17 protein-coding genes are annotated in these 18,339 nt (G+C 62.9%); 9 read left to right on the top strand and 8 right to left on the bottom strand.

Going from position 1 to position 18,339, the window contains the following annotated elements:
• Positions 1-65 precede the first annotated feature (65 nt).
• Positions 66-1,259: a helix-turn-helix domain-containing protein gene (locus ACMHLQ_RS06525; protein WP_415403980.1), complete on the bottom strand. Its 1,194-nt coding sequence runs from the start codon at positions 1,257-1,259 to the stop codon at positions 66-68.
• 245 nt (positions 1,260-1,504) lie between these two features.
• Between ACMHLQ_RS06525 and ACMHLQ_RS06520 the strand changes: the two genes are divergently transcribed.
• Entirely contained in the window at positions 1,505-2,263 is a 759-nt protein-coding gene (locus tag ACMHLQ_RS06520) for an alpha/beta fold hydrolase (RefSeq protein WP_415403979.1), read from the top strand.
• Positions 2,264-2,265: 2 nt separating this feature from the next.
• On the opposite strand, the gene ACMHLQ_RS06515 is transcribed toward ACMHLQ_RS06520, so the two are convergent.
• Positions 2,266-3,033 carry an SDR family oxidoreductase gene (locus tag ACMHLQ_RS06515; RefSeq protein ID WP_415403978.1) on the bottom strand — a complete coding sequence of 256 codons (768 nt, stop codon included), beginning with the start codon at positions 3,031-3,033 and terminating at the stop codon, positions 2,266-2,268.
• 136 nt (positions 3,034-3,169) lie between these two features.
• Here ACMHLQ_RS06515 and ACMHLQ_RS06510 point away from each other — a divergent pair, with 136 nt between their 5' ends.
• The 6 genes from ACMHLQ_RS06510 to ACMHLQ_RS06485 all read left to right on the top strand — a co-directional run bounded on the left by ACMHLQ_RS06510 (position 3,170) and on the right by ACMHLQ_RS06485 (position 9,072).
• Positions 3,170-4,198, top strand: coding sequence for an L-idonate 5-dehydrogenase (locus ACMHLQ_RS06510; protein ID WP_415403977.1), 1,029 nt, complete (start codon positions 3,170-3,172; stop codon positions 4,196-4,198).
• Positions 4,199-4,254: 56 nt separating this feature from the next.
• The gene (locus ACMHLQ_RS06505; protein ID WP_415403976.1) at positions 4,255-5,229 is read left to right on the top strand and encodes a pyridoxal-phosphate dependent enzyme; all 975 of its coding nucleotides are present in this window, start codon (positions 4,255-4,257) and stop codon (positions 5,227-5,229) included.
• Complete coding sequence (locus ACMHLQ_RS06500) at positions 5,229-6,380, top strand: M24 family metallopeptidase (protein ID WP_415403975.1); 1,152 nt, start codon at positions 5,229-5,231, stop codon at positions 6,378-6,380. The genes ACMHLQ_RS06505 and ACMHLQ_RS06500 overlap by 1 nt, the downstream gene beginning before the upstream one ends.
• Position 6,381: 1 nt before the next feature.
• Positions 6,382-7,104 (top strand): Asp/Glu racemase, encoded by a 723-nt coding sequence (locus ACMHLQ_RS06495; RefSeq protein WP_415403974.1) that lies wholly within the window; start codon positions 6,382-6,384, stop codon positions 7,102-7,104.
• An 85-nt stretch (positions 7,105-7,189) separates the two neighbouring features.
• Positions 7,190-8,425, top strand: a complete 1,236-nt coding sequence (gene otnK / locus ACMHLQ_RS06490) for a 3-oxo-tetronate kinase (protein WP_415403973.1) — start codon at positions 7,190-7,192, stop codon at positions 8,423-8,425.
• Entirely contained in the window at positions 8,422-9,072 is a 651-nt protein-coding gene (locus ACMHLQ_RS06485) for an aldolase (RefSeq protein WP_415403972.1), read from the top strand. Before otnK ends, ACMHLQ_RS06485 begins: the two co-directional genes overlap by 4 nt.
• Here the strand turns inward: ACMHLQ_RS06485 and ACMHLQ_RS06480 are convergent.
• The 5 genes from ACMHLQ_RS06480 to ACMHLQ_RS06460 form a co-directional block, all read right to left on the bottom strand.
• Positions 9,069-10,124, bottom strand: coding sequence for an ABC transporter ATP-binding protein (locus tag ACMHLQ_RS06480; RefSeq protein ID WP_415403971.1), 1,056 nt, complete (start codon positions 10,122-10,124; stop codon positions 9,069-9,071). The genes ACMHLQ_RS06485 and ACMHLQ_RS06480 overlap by 4 nt on opposite strands.
• A 2-nt stretch (positions 10,125-10,126) precedes the next feature.
• Complete coding sequence (locus ACMHLQ_RS06475; protein WP_415403970.1) at positions 10,127-11,380, bottom strand: MGH1-like glycoside hydrolase domain-containing protein; 1,254 nt, start codon at positions 11,378-11,380, stop codon at positions 10,127-10,129.
• Between the two features lie 8 nt (positions 11,381-11,388).
• On the bottom strand, positions 11,389-12,603 hold the full coding sequence (locus tag ACMHLQ_RS06470) for a carbohydrate ABC transporter permease (protein ID WP_415403969.1): 1,215 nt from the start codon (positions 12,601-12,603) through the stop codon (positions 11,389-11,391).
• A gap of 139 nt (positions 12,604-12,742) precedes the next feature.
• Positions 12,743-13,975 (bottom strand): carbohydrate ABC transporter permease, encoded by a 1,233-nt coding sequence (locus tag ACMHLQ_RS06465; protein WP_415403968.1) that lies wholly within the window; start codon positions 13,973-13,975, stop codon positions 12,743-12,745.
• A 78-nt stretch (positions 13,976-14,053) separates the two neighbouring features.
• The gene (locus ACMHLQ_RS06460; RefSeq protein ID WP_415403967.1) at positions 14,054-15,412 is read right to left on the bottom strand and encodes an ABC transporter substrate-binding protein; all 1,359 of its coding nucleotides are present in this window, start codon (positions 15,410-15,412) and stop codon (positions 14,054-14,056) included.
• A 58-nt stretch (positions 15,413-15,470) separates the two neighbouring features.
• Here ACMHLQ_RS06460 and ACMHLQ_RS06455 point away from each other — a divergent pair, with 58 nt between their 5' ends.
• The gene (locus tag ACMHLQ_RS06455) at positions 15,471-15,656 is read left to right on the top strand and encodes a hypothetical protein (RefSeq protein WP_415403966.1); all 186 of its coding nucleotides are present in this window, start codon (positions 15,471-15,473) and stop codon (positions 15,654-15,656) included.
• A gap of 33 nt (positions 15,657-15,689) precedes the next feature.
• The gene (locus tag ACMHLQ_RS06450; protein ID WP_415403965.1) at positions 15,690-16,703 is read left to right on the top strand and encodes a LacI family transcriptional regulator; all 1,014 of its coding nucleotides are present in this window, start codon (positions 15,690-15,692) and stop codon (positions 16,701-16,703) included.
• Here the strand turns inward: ACMHLQ_RS06450 and ACMHLQ_RS06445 are convergent.
• Complete coding sequence (locus tag ACMHLQ_RS06445) at positions 16,700-18,295, bottom strand: GMC family oxidoreductase (protein ID WP_415405239.1); 1,596 nt, start codon at positions 18,293-18,295, stop codon at positions 16,700-16,702. The two genes, ACMHLQ_RS06450 and ACMHLQ_RS06445, sit on opposite strands and share 4 nt — an antisense overlap.
• Positions 18,296-18,339: the final 44 nt, after the last annotated feature.

Here is an 18,339-nt window from a genome sequence, read left to right as displayed (position 1 = left end):
CCGTTCCTATCGGGACGGACGGATTATGGATGCGAAAGCGGCGCGTGGCGGACCGCTGACCGCACTCACAATTGAACCGACCGCGACACGGCTTGTTTGGCCTTGAAGGCGGACGGGGTCAGCCCGGTCTTTTTGCGAAACGCGGTGTAGAAAGACGATCGCGAGTTGAACCCGACCTCGTATGCGATGGACAGCACGGTCTGGTCGCTTTGCTCGACCAGCGGGATGGCTTCCTGCACGCGCCAGCCATTGACGAAATCAAAAAACGACTGGCCCAGATGCTCGTTCAGTGTCTGGGACACATAGTTTGTCGACACACCAACATGTTTGGACAGCGAAGCCAGCGTCAGGGTCGGATCACGGTAGAGCCGATCCCGGCTCATCGCGGCGACCAGTTTGCGCGCAATGCGGTCGGCCTGATCGAGGGCGAGGGCACTTTTTTCATATTTCGATGCGCGTCCCTCGTCCGAATTGGCGATCGTGCGCGAGGCCTCTTCGAATCCGACCGAGGGGCGCAGACCCCACAATGCCAGCAGGATCACCAGGACCAGCACAAGCGAACTATCAAGCTCGCGCCCGATGGGATCTTCCAACCCCATGATGGAGAGCACGAAGCCCGCAAGGCTGAGGAGCGAGTACAGTCCAAGAACAGAACTCAGCACTGTGACCCAGCGCATCTCCAGCCCGTCAGTGCTGGCGAAATGCTGCTTGAGCCGGGCGAGGTGGCGCACTTGCTGGCGAAAGACCCAGACCACGTAGACCAGCCATTGGATGTAAATCAGGAACTCGAGCGCGATCAGGGACAGGACAACCGCCTGTGCTCCAATCGGCAACACCTCGAATTGCACACCCTCATTCATCTGCGCGCGCAAATCCTCTGGCAGGGCGAGAAACCACAGCGAAACCGCGATGGCGAGCATCGGCAGCGCAAAATGCGCATGCAGCCCGTACCGGTGGGACGAGGCGCGGCTGGCACCGGTGAGAAAACGAACGTGAAACAGAAAAAGCGGGGCAACAAAGAAGTTACAGGCAAAACTGAATGCGCGCAGCGTGTCGCCAAAGGTCTGGGGCATCTCGTGCATGACGATCTCGGCCACCGATTCCGCCTCGCTCAACGCCAAAGCGACAAAGAACAGAACCAGCGTTGCCTTCAACGGGCGCGCGCCCCGTTGAGACAGCGCCAACAGGGCCGCCAAGCAGGCAATGGAAATACCTGCCACTTGTGTCGCTGCAAAAAACAAATCGGGATCGATGACCATAACGCACCTCTCTGCGGCCGGCTTCGACGCCGATCAAAATGGATCGCGACCACAGCGGCGATATAATGCGAAAGCGCAGGTGTCTCAACGCGGCCATAGGCGGGAAACTGTCTGGACGGATAGGGCAGGACAGATGGAGGGTGCAGTCGGACGATATCGGGATCGTTTCGCGCTAGTATGTACGTGCTGTGGCAACCTGAACATGTGGCCCAGCACCATCGTGGTAACCATTGAGAAGATGAACAATGAAACATGTCCCATGCGAAGGCATCCCGGTGGCCGCGCTCAGCCGGTCCGAGCCGACCTCCCCGCTTGAGCGACGGCCCAGCCTGTGGCTGCATGGGGCCGGACTGTCCGGCTCCACATGGCGGGGCATGACACAACAGTTGCCCCTTGCGCAGACCCCCGATCTGCCCGGACATGGGCGCGCACCGGCCATCGACCCCCCGCGTGTCGAAGGGTTCGCGCGCGCGCTGTTGCCGCATGTGCCGGATCAGGCCGTGCTCATCGGGCATTCACTCGGCGGTATGGTCGCGCTTGAACTGGCCCACCTGGCCCGTGAGCGGGTCGCGGCCCTCGTCCTGGTCGAAGCGGTGCCGACCGTGCGTGATACCCGCTTGGGGCGCATGTCGGCGGTGATCGCCAGGTCCATGATGCACATGGCGCCCCTCGCATGGCTCAGGAAACTGTCGGTGATGGGGCAGTCCCCTGCGACCCGGTGCGAATTGCAACGGCAGTTGGCGCAACACGATCGACCAGGCCTGATGGCAGCGATGGAGGCGGCGGCAACCTATGACGGGCGCCCGCTGCTTGAGGGCATTAGCGTGCCGACCCTGATCGTTGTCGGGCGCCAGAACCGGGCCACTCACCGGGGCGCGCAACTGGCAGCCTTGCGGATCCCGGATGCAGAACTGGTGCAAGTGTCAGGCGGGCACATGCTGCACACGGACAATCCGCTGCATCTGCGCCGTGCCATTGATGCGTTCCTGCGCCGCAGGCTGTGAGATTACAGTGACGCGGTGATGCCGCCGTCCACATAAAGCGTGTGACCGTTTACAAAGCTCGACGCGGCAGAGGACAGGAAGACGGCCGCCCCCACCAACTCTTCGACCTGACCCCAGCGCCCTGCCGGCGTCCGCTTTTCCAACCACGCGGAGAACTCGGGATCGGCGACAAGGGCCGCGTTCAGCGGCGTGTCGAAGTAACCCGGCGCGATGGCGTTGCATTGCAGCCCATGCTTGGCCCAGTCAGTGGCCATGCCTTTGGTCAGGTTCGCCACGGCCCCCTTGGTCGCGGTGTAGGGCGCGATGCCTGGACGGGCCAGCGCGGTCTGCACCGAGGCAATGTTGATGATCTTGCCCGCTCCGCGCCCGATCATGTGGCGCGCGCAGGCCTGGCCGACGTGAAACACACTGGCCACGTTGGTTTGCAGCAGCCTCTCGAACGCGTCGGCGGGGAAATTTTCCAGCTCGGTCCGGTGCTGCATCCCGGCGTTGTTGATCAGAATGTCGATGGGGCCGGTCTTGGCCTCGAACCCGTCCACGGCGGCGCGCACGCCGTCATGGTCGGTGGCGTCAAAGGCCAGCGCATGGGTTGTGATCCCCTTGGCCGTCAGCGCCGCCGCTGCCGCCTCGAGTTTGGAGGTATCCCGACCATTGAGCACAATCTCCGCCCCGGCGGCGCCCATGCCTGCGGCGAGGGCCAGACCGATTCCTTGGGATGATCCGGTGATCAGGGCGCGGGTGCCTGCAAGCGAAAAAAGGGATGTACTCATGTCGTGGAGGGCCTTTCAAAAGCGATTTTACGATACCGGTAACGTAAGTCCGCCTCAAAGCGGGGTCAACACGGCTTGTGCCCCACCGTTTGGGGGCGCATGGTGGCACTATCAGCATTAGGGAAGGGGTCCGCAAATGAAAGCCATCGTTGTCCACGCCGCAAAGGATTTGCGGGTCGAAGAACGCGAGATGCCGGTGCCGGGCCCGGGCCAGGTTCTGGTCAGAATGGCGGCGGGCGGTATCTGCGGCTCCGACCTGCATTACTACCAGCACGGCGGGTTCGGCACGGTGCGCCTGCGCGAACCGATGATCCTGGGCCACGAGGTGGCGGGCCATGTGGTCGAGGTCGGCGCGGGTGTTGACGGCCTGTCAGTTGATCAGCTGGTGGCCATTTCACCCTCGCGCCCCTGCCATGCGTGCAAGTTCTGTCACGAGGGATCGCCGCAACACTGCCTCAACATGCGCTTTTACGGGTCGGCCATGCCGTTCCCGCATATTCAGGGCGCCTTTCGCGAATACATCGTGGCCGACGCCGCCCAATGCGCCCCCGCTGATGGGCTGAGCGCAGCCGAGGCCGCCGTGGCTGAGCCGTTGTCGGTCTGCCTGCACGCCGCGCGTCAGGCCGGGGATCTGATGGGCAAGCGGGTGCTGGTAACAGGATGCGGCCCCATCGGGCAGCTTTGCGTGCTTGTCGCGCGCGCCGCCGGTGCGGTTGAGGTTGTGGCGACCGACATCGCGCCCTTTACGCTGGACATGGCGCGCAAGGTCGGGGCCGACCGCACAATCAATATGGCCGAAACGCCGGATGGGCTCGAGGCATATGCCGCTGACAAGGGGCATTTCGACGTACATTTTGAATGTAGTGGCGCGGCGCCCGCCCTCGCCGCAGCCATTCCGGCCCTGCGTCCCGGCGCGACGCTGGTCCAATTGGGGCTGGGCGGTGACATGACGCTGCCCGTGCAGGCCATGACAGCCAAGGAGATCAGCTTCAAAGGATCGTTCCGCTTTCACGAGGAGTTCTTTACCGCCGTGGCGATGATGCAGGGCGGCCAGATCGACGTGACACCGCTGGTCACGCACAGCTTTGCGCTGGATCAGGCGGGTGCGGCCTTCGAGATGGCGGCAGACCGCAGCCAGGCGATCAAAGCGCAGATCGTGTTTTGAGGTGTGTTGCAAACCCCTATCGCGGTACGGGGCTGACACATGCCGCGCTGGATGACATGCCATTTCCAAGCGTGGATGCGCAGGCGCCACTGGGCTTGCTTGCGCGCTGCCCGACGGCGGGCGTATCACCGCTGGTCGATGCGTCTGCCTTGGCGGAGGACTGTGGTATTGCGGTGCTCCATATAAAGGACGAGCGGGCGCGCATGGGGCTTGGCAGCTTCAAAGCGCTGGGCGCGGCCTATGTGATCGCCTGTGATGCTGAGCAGGGAAAAGCGCGCGGCACCACCTATGTCACCGCAAGTGCGGGCAATCACGGGCTGTCCGTGGCGGCAGGCGCTGCGGCCTTTGGCGCGCGCGCCGTGATCTTTCTGGCAAACACGGTGCCCGAAGCCTTTGCCGAACGGCTGCGCGGCATCGGGGCAGAGGTAATGCGCGCAGGTGCCGATTACGAGGCAAGCATGGCCGCCGCTATGGCCCATGCTGATGCACAGAATGCAGAATTGCTGTCGGACAGTTCCTGGGCGGGCTACGCCGAGCGCCCGCATCGGCTGATGGAGGGGTATCTGGCCCTGATGGCCGAGGTGTTCGATCAAATCCCCGCACCCCCGACACATCTGTTCCTGCAGGCCGGTGTCGGTGGCCTTGCCGGTGCGGCGGCCGCGATTGCGCGGGCCCACTGGGGCGATGACCTGCGCATCATCGTGGTTGAACCTGAACTGGCCCCCGCACTGATCGCCTCGATCGAGGCGGGTGGACCAGTAGAGACCACAGGCCCGGTGTCGGCCATGGGGCGGCTCGATTGCAAAGTGCCCTCGCTGATCGCGCTCAAAGGCCTCGCACGCGATGCGAATGACTTTGTCACCGTGTCCGAGGAGGAAGGGCAAGCAGGTGCCGACACAGTCGCCGCGCATGGGCTGTACTCGACCCCGTCCGGGGCTGCGGGCCTTGCCGGGCTGATCGCAGCGCGGGGGCAGTTGGGCCTTGGATCGGATGCGCGTGTGCTGGCCATTCTGTCCGAAGGGCCGGAGTGATGGGCGAAGGGTTTCCAGAGGCCGAATACCGCGCCCGTCTGGATCGCGCCCAAGAGATGATGGCGCAGGCCGATCTTGATGCCCTTCTGCTGACGACCGAAGCCGAACTGCGCTACTTCACCGGCTTTCTGACCCGGTTCTGGGAAAGCCCAACGCGCCCGTGGTTCCTGATCGTGCCTGTCTCGGGTGACCCGATTGCCGTGATTCCCTCTATCGGCGCGCCACTGATGTCAGCCACATGGCTGCGCGACATCCGCACATGGCGCAGCCCGGACTACACCGATGACGGCGTGTCGCTCGTGGCCGATGCGCTGGCCGAAACGGTGCCCAAGGGCGGCCGGATCGGTGTGCCCAGCGGGATGGAGAGCCATGTGCACATGCCGCGCGACAGCTGGCAGGCTCTGGGCGCGGCGCTGGCAGAACGGCAGTTTGTCGGGGACGCCGGGATCACGCGGCGATTGCGGCTGATCAAGTCCGAGGCCGAGATTGCCAAGATCCGGGCGGCCTGCGCGATTGCCGATGCCGCCTTTGCCCGCGTGCCCGAGATTGCGCGGGCCGGTGCGCCGCTGTCGGACGTGTTCCGCAAGTTCCAGATGCTGTGCCTCGAGGAAGGGGCCGACTGGGTGTCCTACCTTGCCGGTGGGGCAGGCCCGGGCGGATATGGCGATATCATCGCGCCCGCAACGAATGCGCCTTTGGCGATGGGCGATGTGCTGATGCTGGACACTGGTGTCGTGCGCGACGGCTATTTCAGCGACTTTGATCGCAACTGGTCCGTGGGTGCGCCGTCGGCTGACGTCGCAGATGCCTATGCGCGGGTGATCGAGGCCTGTAATGCGGGGTTTGAGGCTGTGCGCCCCGGCGCGCGAGCCTGCGATCTGTTTCACGCCATGGATGCCGTGTTAACCGGTGGGGCAGGTGGGTCAGATGCGGGGCGTTATGGGCATGGGCTGGGTATGCAGTTGACCGAATGGCCCTCTCTGATCCCCGCAGACCAGACCGTGCTGGAACCGGGCATGGTGTTGACGCTTGAACCCGGCTTGGAACTGGGGCCGGGCCGCACGCTGGTGCATGAGGAAAACATCGTGGTGACTGAAACCGGCGCGGCCTATCTATCCACGCCTGCACCACGCACATTTCCGGTGATCTGACATGGCTTATCCCTACACGCGCCTGACAGATACCCGCGCCAAGCTGGGGCTGATCGCCCTGCAGGCCGACCGCACGGTCGAGGACGATTTCCGCCGCCTCATGCCCGTTGATGTGAGCCTGCTTGTGTCGCGCGTGCCCTCAGGCCTCGACGTCACCTCGGACAGTCTGGCCGAGATGGAGGCGCATTTGAGCAACGCGGCCCGCCTGTTCCCGGTTGGGCACGGGTTCGATGTGATCGGCTATGGCTGCACCTCGGGTACGGCGCAGATCGGGGCCGGAGCGATTGCGGCGCAAGTGCAGGCCGGTGCCGAGGCCAAAGCGGTGACAGAACCTGTATCCGCGCTGACAGCGGCCTGCGCCGCATTGGGCCTGTCGCGCATTGCCATCCTGTCGCCCTATGTGGCGTCGGTGTCGGACCGGCTGCGCGCGGTGCTGGACACGGCAGGCATCGCGACCCCTGCCTTCGGCAGCTTTGACGAGGCGAGCGAGGCGGCAGTGGCCCATATCCACGCGGCCTCGATCCGTGATGCGGCGATGGGTGTGATGGCGGGCGCGGATGTGCAGGGGCTGTTCCTGTCCTGCACCAACCTGCGCACGCTCGATGTCATTGCACCCTTGCAGGACGCGCTCGGCGTGCCCGTTCTGTCCAGCAACCTCGTTTTGGCCTGGCATATGCTGCGGCTGGCACGCCACGATGTGGCGACACCGGGCAACCTGCTCTGAAATCTCGAAATTCGGCTGCGGGCTTGCGTGTGCAGGGGCGCGGTGATTTCGTGTGCAAAAGACAGGACAGGGCGGAAACACAACAATGAAACTGGGATGTATCGGGGACGATTTCACAGGCTCCAGCGATCTGGCCAATACGCTGGCCAAGGGCGGCATGCGCACGACGCAGTACACAGGCGTGCCGGACGGCCCTGCCCATCCATCGGTCGAGGCCGGTGTGGTCGCGCTCAAATCCCGCTCGATCCCCGTGGCCGACGCCGTGGCGAAATCGCTGGAGGTGCTGGAGTGGTTGCAGGCGCAGGGCTGCACTCAGATATTCTTCAAATACTGCTCGACCTTCGACAGCACGCCAGAGGGCAACATCGGCCCGGTTGCGGATGCATTGGCGGAGGCGCTGGATGCGCACAAGGTGATCGTCTGCCCCGCGTTTCCGGGCACCGGGCGGTCGGTCTACCAGGGCCATCTGTTCGTGAATGACACGTTGCTGAGCGAGAGCGGCATGCAGAACCACCCGCTCACACCGATGACCGACCCGGACCTGCGCCGCTGGCTCGCGCCGCAAACGCGACATGCGGTGGGTCATGTGGGGGCAGCAGCCGTCTTTGACGGTGCGGATGCGATTGCGCAGGCGTTGGAGGCAGAGCACGAAGCAGGCCATCGTCTGATCGTGGTCGATGCAATCCGTGATGCGGATTTGACGGCCATCGGGGCGGCCGCGCACAACCTGCCCCTGATCACTGGCGGGTCCGGTGTGGCGCTGGGTCTGCCCGCCAATTTCGGCTGCGTTGCAGGTGATGTGCCGTGGCGGGGGCAGGGTGGCAAGGCCGTGGTTTTGTCGGGCTCCTGTTCCATCGCGACGCGGCAGCAGGTTACGCATCACGCCGCCCGCCATCCGGCGCGTGAGATTGTGGCGGCGGATGTGATCGAGGGGCGGCTCAGTGCGGGCGAACTGGCTGCGTGGCTGCTGGCGCAGGACGGCATTCCGCTCGCCTACAGCTCCGCCGACCCAGATGATGTACGCGCGGTGCAAGACGCCTTTGGGCGCGAACGCTCGGCCACAGCGCTCGAGGGGTTCTTTGCCGATGTGGCGCGGGCCGTGCGGGATGGCGGCGCGACGCGGATCATCACGGCAGGGGGCGAGACGTCGGGCGCGGTTGTCGAGGGGCTGGGCCTCGACACGCTCGACATCGGGCCAGAGATTGACCCGGGTGTGCCGGCATTGCGCGCCGGTGACGATCTGGTCGTCGCCCTGAAATCCGGGAACTTCGGCGCACAAGACTTCTTTGAAAAGGCAAACAGAGTGTTGGCAGGTTCATGAGCAGCGACAGCGCATTGCGCGAACAGATATGCCTGCTGGCCAAGTCCCTGTTCGACCGGGGCCTGACCCACGGAAGCACCGGCAACATCTCGGCCCGCACGGACGATGGCGGCCTGCTCGTTTCGCCCACAGGCACCAGTTTCGGGCGTCTCGATCCGGAGCGCCTCAGCCTGTTCGATGCGCAAGGCCAACACGTTGCAGGCGACAAACCGACCAAGGAAATGCCCCTGCACAGCGCATTCTATGACACGCGCAGCAGTGCCGGAGCGGTCGTGCATCTGCACTCATGCCATTCCGTGGCGCTGTCGATGCTGCCCGGCGCGGATGCGGACAACTTCCTGCCGCCGCTCACGCCCTATGGCATCATGAAACTGGGCAAGGTCACGCTGCTGCCCTTCTTTCTGCCGGGCGATCCGGCGATGGGCGCGGCGGTGCGGGGCCTCGCGGGCAAGCGGTCTGCGGTGATGCTGGCCAATCACGGGCCTGTCGTGGCGGGCAAGGATGTCGAGGCGGCCTGCAACGCCATAGAAGAGCTGGAAGACACCGCGCGCCTGGCCCTGATGACGCGGGGCATGTCGCCCCGCGGCCTCAGCGCAGAGCAGGTGCAGGCGGTGGTCACCACATTCGATGTGACGTGGGACGACTAGGCCGGAATGGCATTCCCATCCGCATCAAAGAAATGCGTGCGCTCGGGATCAAAGCTGAGGCCCAGAACGTCACCAACCGACAATTGCGCATCGCCTGATATGCGCACGTTGATCTTGCCCGCATCCCCGCAATCAAACAGCACGAACGTGTCCGCACCGAGGTATTCGACCACGTCCACCGTGCCATCGCACTGGCCAGCCCCCGCAGCACCTGTGTCGATATGCTCGGGCCGGATGCCCATCTGCACGGCACCTTGGGCCGAGGCGCGGTAAGGTCCGCTGCGCGCGCCTGCGACGGTGTAGGTGTCGCCCGCCGCCGAACAGGCAAAAACGTTCATCTTGGGGCTGCCTATGAACTGCGCTACGAACACATTGCCCGGGTTGTTGTATAGCTCGCGCGGCGTGCCGACCTGGATGATGCGGCCCGCATCCAGCACCACGATGCGATCGGCCAATGTCATCGCCTCGACCTGATCATGGGTGACGTAGATCATCGTGGCCGACAGGGCCTGGTGCAGCTTGGAAATCTCATAGCGCATTTCGACCCGCAGGGCGGCGTCGAGGTTTGACAGAGGCTCGTCAAACAGGAACGCCGTGGGATCGCGCACGATCGAGCGGCCAATGGCGACGCGCTGGCGTTGCCCGCCCGACAGGTCCTTTGGGCGACGTTCGAGGTATTGATCCAGCTTCAGCGTGTCCGCTGCGGCATCCACCTTGGTCTTGATCTCGGCCGCGGGCGCGCCTGCGGTCTTGAGCGAAAAGCCCATGTTGTCGCGCACCGACATGTGCGGATAAAGCGCGTAGGACTGGAACACCATGGACAGGCCCCGCTTGCTGGGGGGCTGGTCGGTTACGTCCGTGCCATCAATGTCCAGCGATCCGCGACTGATGTCTTCCAACCCGCCGATCATGCGCAACAGCGTGGACTTGCCGCAGCCCGACGGACCGACAAAGACGACGAATTCACCCTTGTTGATTTCGAGGTCGACGCCCTTGATGACTTGCACGTCGCCGTACCATTTCTCGACTGCGTTGAGGGTAATCGCGCCCATGATCAGGCTCCTCGGGTATTCGGGGACGCCCAGCCAAGCCAGATGGCCGCCGTCCAGGTGAAAGAACTGCCGCCCGCAGGCGCCCCGTCGCGCGGGTCGAAATACTCGGCAAAGCCGTGATCGGCGATCAGGTCCGCTGTGGTTTGGCGCAGCGCCGCGCCCTGGGGCAGGCCCATCTCGCTGAGGCCCGTGCTGATCATCAGGTTCATCACGCCCCAGACCGGCCCGCGCCAATACCGCTTGCCGTCAAAGCGCGGATCGCTGAGCGCAAGCGAGGGCACACCGTATTTTGCCTGTGCCATCACCTCGTCCAAACGGGTGCGCATGTCGGGGTGATCAATGCCCGCATACCAGCATAGGAACGACGCGTTCGACACCGCCCCGGCCCAGGTTTTCCCGACCACGTCGCGGCTGTCAAAACAGCCAAGGGCCGCGTTCCACAAGGTCTGCGCCCCGGCCTCCAGGGTCTTGATCCAGCCCACCAACTCACTCACATCCTCGCCCAGGGTGTGGCCCATTGCCATCAGGTCACGCGTGGCTCGCAGCAGGGTAAAGGTCATCGTGGGGTCGGCCACGCGGAACGGCGTGTCCTTGAGCATCGCCGCCTCATCCCAACCCAGACGCGCGCCGCGCTGCACCAGCCAGATGTAGCGGTCATAGTCGTATTTCGTCGGGCGCATGGATCCGTCCACATGGGTGGTATCCCGGCGTGTGTACGCGCCCACGCCCTCCGGCGTGATGGCAGCCATGGCGTCGTCCCAATCCGGGGCATTGTCACGCCCGGCCTCCCACGGGTGGGTGATGCACACCGCCCCCTGATCGAGCCGCCAGTCCATGAACCAGCGATGCCAGGCGACAAGTGCGGGGTAGAGCGCGGCAATCCGGCTGGACCCGAAATCGGTGTCTTTGGCCAGCACCATACGGGCCATTGTCGCTGCCACAGGCGGTTGGCTGATGCCAGAGGACGGGATTGGCCCTGTGCCCTGCCAGACGTCATGGTTCGGAAAATACCCCTCATCCGGCGCATGGAAAAGAATGTGGGGCACCATACCGTTGTCCCACTGGCCCGACATCAACGTCTCGATCTCGCGCCAGGCGCGGTCGAGGTCAAACTCGGCAAAGCCAAGGGCCGCAAAGGCGCTGTCCCAGTTCCACTGATAGGGATAAAGGCCCGAGGTCGGGATGGTGTAGGCCCCCTTGTCATTGCGCTGCAAAATGGCGCGCGCCTCTTCGTCGCGCATGTCTGTGGATGTCATATCTCGCATCATCCTTTTACCGACCCGGCGGTCAGCCCTTTCGTCATGAAACGCTCAAGCCCGAGGAACAGGGCCATAATCGGCACAGTGGCAATCACGGCACCCGCCATCAGGTGCTGGCGTGGAATTTCAGAGGAGTTCAGCATCGCGACGCCGCGCGTCAGCGTGAATTTCGATGGATCGTCCAGCAGCATGAAGGCGAGCAGGAACTCGTTCCAGGCAATCATGAAGACATAAAGCGACACCGACACCATCGCGGGCAGGGACAGGGGCAGGGTGATCTTCCAGATCACCTGCAACCGGGTCAGCCCGTCCATCAGCCCGGCCTCTTCGACCTCACCCGGCAGGCCTCGGAAGTAACCCTGCAACATGTAAAGGGCCACGGGGATCGTGGTGACCGGATAGATCATCAATAGACCCGGAATGGTGTTGCGCAGGCCGGTCATGGAAAAGGCGATGTAGATCGGTAGGGCCAGCACGATCATCGGCACCATGTAGATCAACAGGATCGAGCGCGAAAACGCCGCCCGCCCCTTGAACCGCAAGCGCGCCACCGCATAGGCGCCCGGCACGCTGAACAAAAGGGTGATGAAAACGGTCAGCACCGAGACGTAGAAACTGGTCCACAGATAGCTGCCAAAGTTGAACTGACCGAACAGCTCAACATAGCTGCGGAACAAGTCCCACCCCCGGCTCAACTCGATCGAGAAATCCAGCGGGTTCTTCAGCAGCGCCTGCTGCGATTTCAGGCTTGTCATCACCATCACGTAAAACGGGATCAGCACGGCGGCGGTGAACACGATGTAGCCAAAGCCGGTCAGGAACTTGATCACCGCATCCTCGAACGCATGACGGCTCAGCGCACCGGGATGGGCCTCGACCAGCATCCGCACCAGTGGCCACACGGTAAAGACGCCGAACAGGACGGCCGCGGCCATCTGCCACCTCAGCGGCACTGCCTCACCAAATTGCAGCGGGGCAAGCGGGGTGAACATCAACATCAGGGCCGCCAGCACAAAGCCACCCAGCACCAGCCGCGCATCGCGCACATGGACCACCGCCAGCCCACCCCCAATCCCAAGGATCAGGCAACCGAGCGCGCCAGGGCGGAACCCGAGGCCCGAGGCAAAAGACAGTGTGACCGAGACCGTGATCGCAATGATGAACGCCCAGAACAGGCCGATCAGCGCGCTTGTCACAGCGCCTTGTCGCAGAATGCTCATGACACGCTCCCTTCATTGTTCTGACAATATGCCGGGGTGAGGCCGCAGGCCGAGGGGCGGAGCCCCTTGACGACGCCCGCCGCAGGCGCACGACCCATGCGCGCCTCTGGCGCGACACAAACTTGTTTTGCGACCTCCCTCACAGCCCTTCCTCCTGGCTGATGTATTTGAAGAAAAACACCGAGAAGACGAGCAATGTGGCAAAGATCACCACCGCCACCGCCGCGCCAGCGCCGATGTTCGAGATGGCAAAGGCCTGTTCGTACACGTTCACCGTCAATGTGCGCGTGCCCGCATTGCCGCCGGTCAGCAGGAAAATGTCGTCGAACTTGTTAAACGTCCAGATGAACCGCAGCAGGAACAGCACCGACAGGATGCCCAGCAGCATCGGAAGGCTCAGATACCAGAACTTCTGGAAGGGCGAGGCCCCATCCATATCCGCCGCTTCATACATGTCCGTGTCGATGGATTGCATGCGGGCCAGAATGAACAGGAAGGACAGGGGGAAATAGCGCCAGATCTCGAACACCGTCACCATGATCAGGGCCAGGGGGCGTTGGCCAAAGAAATTGATCGGGCTCTCGACCACGCCCATCTGAATGAGCAGCGCGTTGAGCGAGCCGGAAAACGGATCAAGCAGTGTGACCCAGGTAAAGGCCACTGCGATGATGGGCGAGACGTAAGGAAACAGGTAAAGGCCGCGCAACACACCCTTGCCCGCGAAGTCCTTGTTCAGCAGCAGCGCGGCAAACAGGCCTACAACCAGCGCGCCCACCGTACCAACCACTGTGTAAAACAACGTGGCCCACAGCACCGACAGGAATTCCTTGCTGTCAAAGATACGGGCAAAGTTTTCGAGCGTGAATTCGGCATTGGTCAGGATGTTGTCACCGCTGCCCGTGGCCGCGGGCTCTGATCCTTCGACGATCTCCTCCAACGCGTCCGGATCGCCGTCCAGCACCACCGGAATGCGCAAGCGTTCGTTGAACCCGCCGGGCACATCGCCAAAGTCGCAGGACAGCGCGGCGCCCACTAGCGTGCACATCTCTGGTACTTCTGACAGGGTCACGCCTGCAGGCAGCGTGTCGGAAAAGCTCAGCCCTCGAATTTCCTTTTGCTGGGACGAATTGCGCACGCGGTACTCGATGCGGAAATCGTCCCCGCTGCTGCGCAGGCTTTCGCGGATCACCGGGGCAACGGGGCGCAGATCGGCCAGGCCCACAGGTTTGAAACTGATCCAGAAGATCGACAGAAGCGGCAGGATGATCACGAGGCTCACGATCGCAATCGTGGGCAAAAGCAAGCTCCATGCGAGCCGCGCCTCGCGTCGCTCAAGCGCGCCGCGTGTGGTCGGAGGTGTCGGGGCCGTCATGCGGTGTTCCGATGCTCAGAAAATGGGGAAAGGTGAGGGGGCAGGCGAACCCGCCCCCCAAGTGCCTTTGGGAGGCTCTTAGTTGATGGCCGACAATTCGTCGTTCATCGCGGCCACGGCAGCAGCGGCGTCGATTTCATCATCGATGTACTGACGCACGATGCGGTTGATCGCCTGGCTGTTGATCATTTTCGAGGCGAGCGACAGCTGCCCCTCGGCCACGCCCCAACGCTGGGCTACTTTCAGGCCGCCGACGATCTCGTCCAGCATCTCTGCGGAATAGAGGTCCTTCATCGGGGCCTTGCGGTCCACACCCACGGGGATTTCCGACCACGCGGCCGAGAATTTGCCGGGCTCATCCGCAGTGCCCGTGCGCACGGGGAACTTGCCCTCGGCCGCAATGGACAGCGTCTGCATGTAGCCGTCATTCATCGAATACTCGACAAAGGCCTGCGCCGTTTCGGTATCTGCGTCCGACGTGATGCCAAAGTACCGGACATCACCCCATGCCGCGCCGCCGGGGTTCGAGGGGCCAGCAAAGTTGGTCACGATGCCTGTCTTGGCCGCCAGTTCCTTCGTGGTCGGGTCATCATTGATGGTCGGTGCTGCACTATCGCGCAAACCGGCCAGTTCATCCAGGATGAAGGGCGACCAGATGATCATGGCCGCATCGCCCGCGAAATAGATTTCGCGCGATTGCTTCCAGTACAACTCTCCCGGAGGCGACGCCTTGGCGATGGCCTTGTAGAAATCCAGCACTTCGGTCGTGGCCGCGACATCCAGCGGCTGGAACCCGTCCGGGCCAACAGGTGAGACGCCGTTGGATAGGAACACGTGCTCCAGCACCTGGGACATGAAATTCTCGTCCACCTTGGTCGCGGCAACAAAGCCATACATTTCCGGCGGGTTGTGCAGGGCGTCCAGTGCGGCTTGCACGTTGGCGTAGGTGTTTGGCGCGGCCAGACCCTTTTCCTCGAACAGATCGGCGCGGTAGACGATCATCTGTGTCCAGCCATCGACGGGAACCGAGGCCACATCGCCCTCGTAATCCGCCATCGCCAGCGGACCGGCTGCAAACGTGTCGCGGCCCAGGTTCTCGACAACTTCGGTGGCGGCCTCTGTGTCCAGAATGCCGGCCTCGGCCCAGGGCAGGGCGTATTGCAGCGTGTGATAGATCACGTCAGGCAGATCGCCCGCGGCAAAGGCCGCCGTGGTGCGGGTGCCCAGATCGTTCTCGGATACGGGGATCACTTCGACGTTGTTGCCGGTCGCTTTGGCAAACTCTGCGGCCAGCTCCTGCTGTTTCGCCAGTCGCTCGGGCTGCTCTTCCGTGGTCCAGAAACGGATGTCATCGGCAAGGGCAGCGCTCGCGCCCAGCACAAGACCAAGTGCGGAGCCAAGCAGCAGACGGCCTGTCAGGCCATGGGTCGGGGTCATAAGTTTCTCCTCCCTTTGAAACTCTTTTTGTCCGGTCGCCACAGTAGGGTGTTGCCGGATGTATCTTTATCGTGCGCCTGTAATTGCAACGATGCAACAAAATTCTTTCACGGTAAATTTCCTGAAAAACTCTACAAATATCATGGTTTTGCCGCGTTGCGGCGAAGCTGCGAGTTTACAAATCGCAACGATGCAACGCGATTCGCAGTTGCCTGATACCCCAAAGCCTGATCAGATATTTTGACAGTTTCCGCCCCAGATGTTCTGAGTTGCCGCCATGGCCGACCAAGACCGCAAACCGCCAACGCTCAAGACGATTGCCGAGCTGACAGGGCTTAGCCTGTCGACGGTGTCGCTGTCACTGCGCGATGGCAGTCGGCTGAAGAAGGAAACGCGGGACAAGATCGCGCGTGCGGCCGAGCAGGTGGGCTATGTCCCCAATCGTGCAGGCGTACGCCTACGTACGGGGCAGACCAATGTGCTGACCCTGGTCCTGTCCCCGGCCAAGAACACCATCGACTATACCCGCCAGCTGATCGAGGGGATCGGGGTGCACCTGTCAGGCACCAAGTACCACCTGAACGTCATCCCCGATCTGCAGGGCGCCACGCCCGAGGAATCGGTGCGCTACGTGCTGCAGAACCGGACAGCGGATGGCGTGATCCTGACCCACACCAGCGCGCGCGACCCGCGTGTGCAGATGCTGATCGACGCGAATTTCCCGTTCGTCTCGCATGGGCGGACAGAATTCTATGCCGACCATGCCTTTCACGACTTTCACGCCGAACGCTTTGTCGAAATGGCGGTCGAACGGTTGCTGGCCAAGGGGCGCAAACGCTTTGTGCTGGTGGCCGAGGATGACGCGACCACCAACTTCTCCAAGATCGTGGGGGGCTTTCACCGTACTTTGGCGGCCCATGGCCTGACCGGCGAGGTGGCGACCGAAACCGGCATCCTGATCTCGACCGACACCGCCCGCAGCTTTGGTCAGGCGCTTGCCGCTCGGCCCGAACGGTTCGACGCCATCATTTCGAACAACGAACTGGCGACGCTGGCCTTGATGGGCGGCATGGCCGACACCGGTATGGTGCAGGGGCGCGACTATAGCCTGATCTGTCGGCAGACCACACAGATCCTGCCAACACTTTACCCGGATATCGACACGGTCAGCGAAGACCTTGTGGCCACGGGAAGCGAACTGGCGCGGCTTTTGATCGCCCGGATGGGCGATACGCCCGTGCAAGAGCTTCAGACCCTGCACGAGCCTGCCCCCTGTTGGCGCAGTGGCTAGGCGGATGACAGGATCAGGTCAGATGCCTTTTCACCGATCATGATCGCAGGCGCGTTTGTGTTGCCGCTCACGATTTCCGGCATGATGGAACAGTCCGCCACACGCAGCCCTGCGATGCCATGCACCCGCAGGTTTTCGTCAACCACAGCCGTCTTGTCCTGACCCATCTTGCAGGTGCCCGTGGGGTGATAGATCGAGGCCGTGTTGTTGCGCGCCCAGTCCAGCGTCGCATCATAGTCATCCATCGGCAGGTCGGCGTGCGGGCGATACTCCTCCGAAATTTTTGAGGTCAGCGGCGCACAACGCGCGATCTTGCGCGCGATCTTCACACCTTCAACCACTGTGCGGCAGTCGGTTTCGGTGCTCAGATAGTTCGGGATGATCTTGGGATACTTGCGCCCATCCGCACTTGTCAGGCGAATTTCCCCTTTGGATTCAGGGCGTAGCTGGCACACCGACATGGTAAAGGCGGAAAACGGATCTGCCCCCTTGCCGGGGTTCTCTGCCGACAGCGGTTGGACGTGGAACTGGATGTCGGGCGTTTCCAGATCGTCGCGGGTCTTCATGAACCCGGTTGCGAGGCTGGCGGCCATGGTCATCGGACCGGCCCTGAACATCAGGTATTTGAGGCCGATCTTGGCCTGACCAAACAGGCTTCTGACCTCGTCATTCAGCGTCGGCTCGTTGCATTTGTAGACAAGGCGGGCCTGCAGGTGGTCCTGCATGTTCTTGCCCACGCCGGGCAGGTCGGCAATCACGTCGATGCCGTGTTCCTGCAACTGTGCCGCCTCACCGATGCCGGACAGCATCAGCAATTGGGGCGAATTGATCGCACCGCCAGACAGGATGACCTCCTGCCGGGCCGTAACCGTGTGCGCGGTGCCATTGCGGTCGCGATAGGTGACGCCGGTGGCGCGCTTGTCCGTGATCTCGACCTTGTCGACCTGCGCATGGGTCACGATCTGCAGGTTCTCGCGGCTTTTGACCGGGTTCAGGAAGGCCACGGCAGACGAACAGCGCCGCCCGTTGCGCGCGGTCAGCTGAAAGAAACCGACACCTTCCTGTTCGGCGCCGTTGTAATCGGGGTTGAACGGATAGCCTGCGGCCTGCGCGGCAGCCACCCAGGCATCGGTGATCGGGCGCTGGATGCGCATGTTGGACACCGACAGGTTGCCCTGATCGCCGTGAAACTCATCCGCGCCGCGCTCATTCTTTTCGGACCGTTTGAACAGGGGCAGCACGTCGTCCCAGGCCCACCCGCGATTGCCCATTTGGGCCCAGCGGTCATAATCCTGCGGCTGGCCCCGAACATAAAGCAACCCGTTCAGCGAGGACGAGCCGCCCAAAACCTTGCCGCGCGGCCATTCGATCGAGCGGCCATTCAGGCCCGGATCGGGCTCGGTCTTGTAACACCAATCGACCTTCGGATTGTGGATCGTTTTGAAATATCCAACCGGAATGTGGATCCATGGGTTAAGGTCGCGACCACCCGCTTCCAAGAGAATCACCTTTTTCGATGGGTCGGCGCTGAGGCGATTCGCGATGACGCAACCGGACGATCCGGCCCCTACAATGATGTAATCCGCTTCCAAAAGCACACCCTCCCTCGCTTTTCTTTAAAAAAAGACTATGCAGA

Origin of the sequence: Tateyamaria algicola (assembly GCF_047715485.1) — a bacterium.
In the GTDB taxonomy this organism is placed as follows: Bacteria; Pseudomonadota; Alphaproteobacteria; order Rhodobacterales; family Rhodobacteraceae; genus Tateyamaria.
This window is presented reverse-complemented; position numbering and strand designations above follow the sequence as displayed.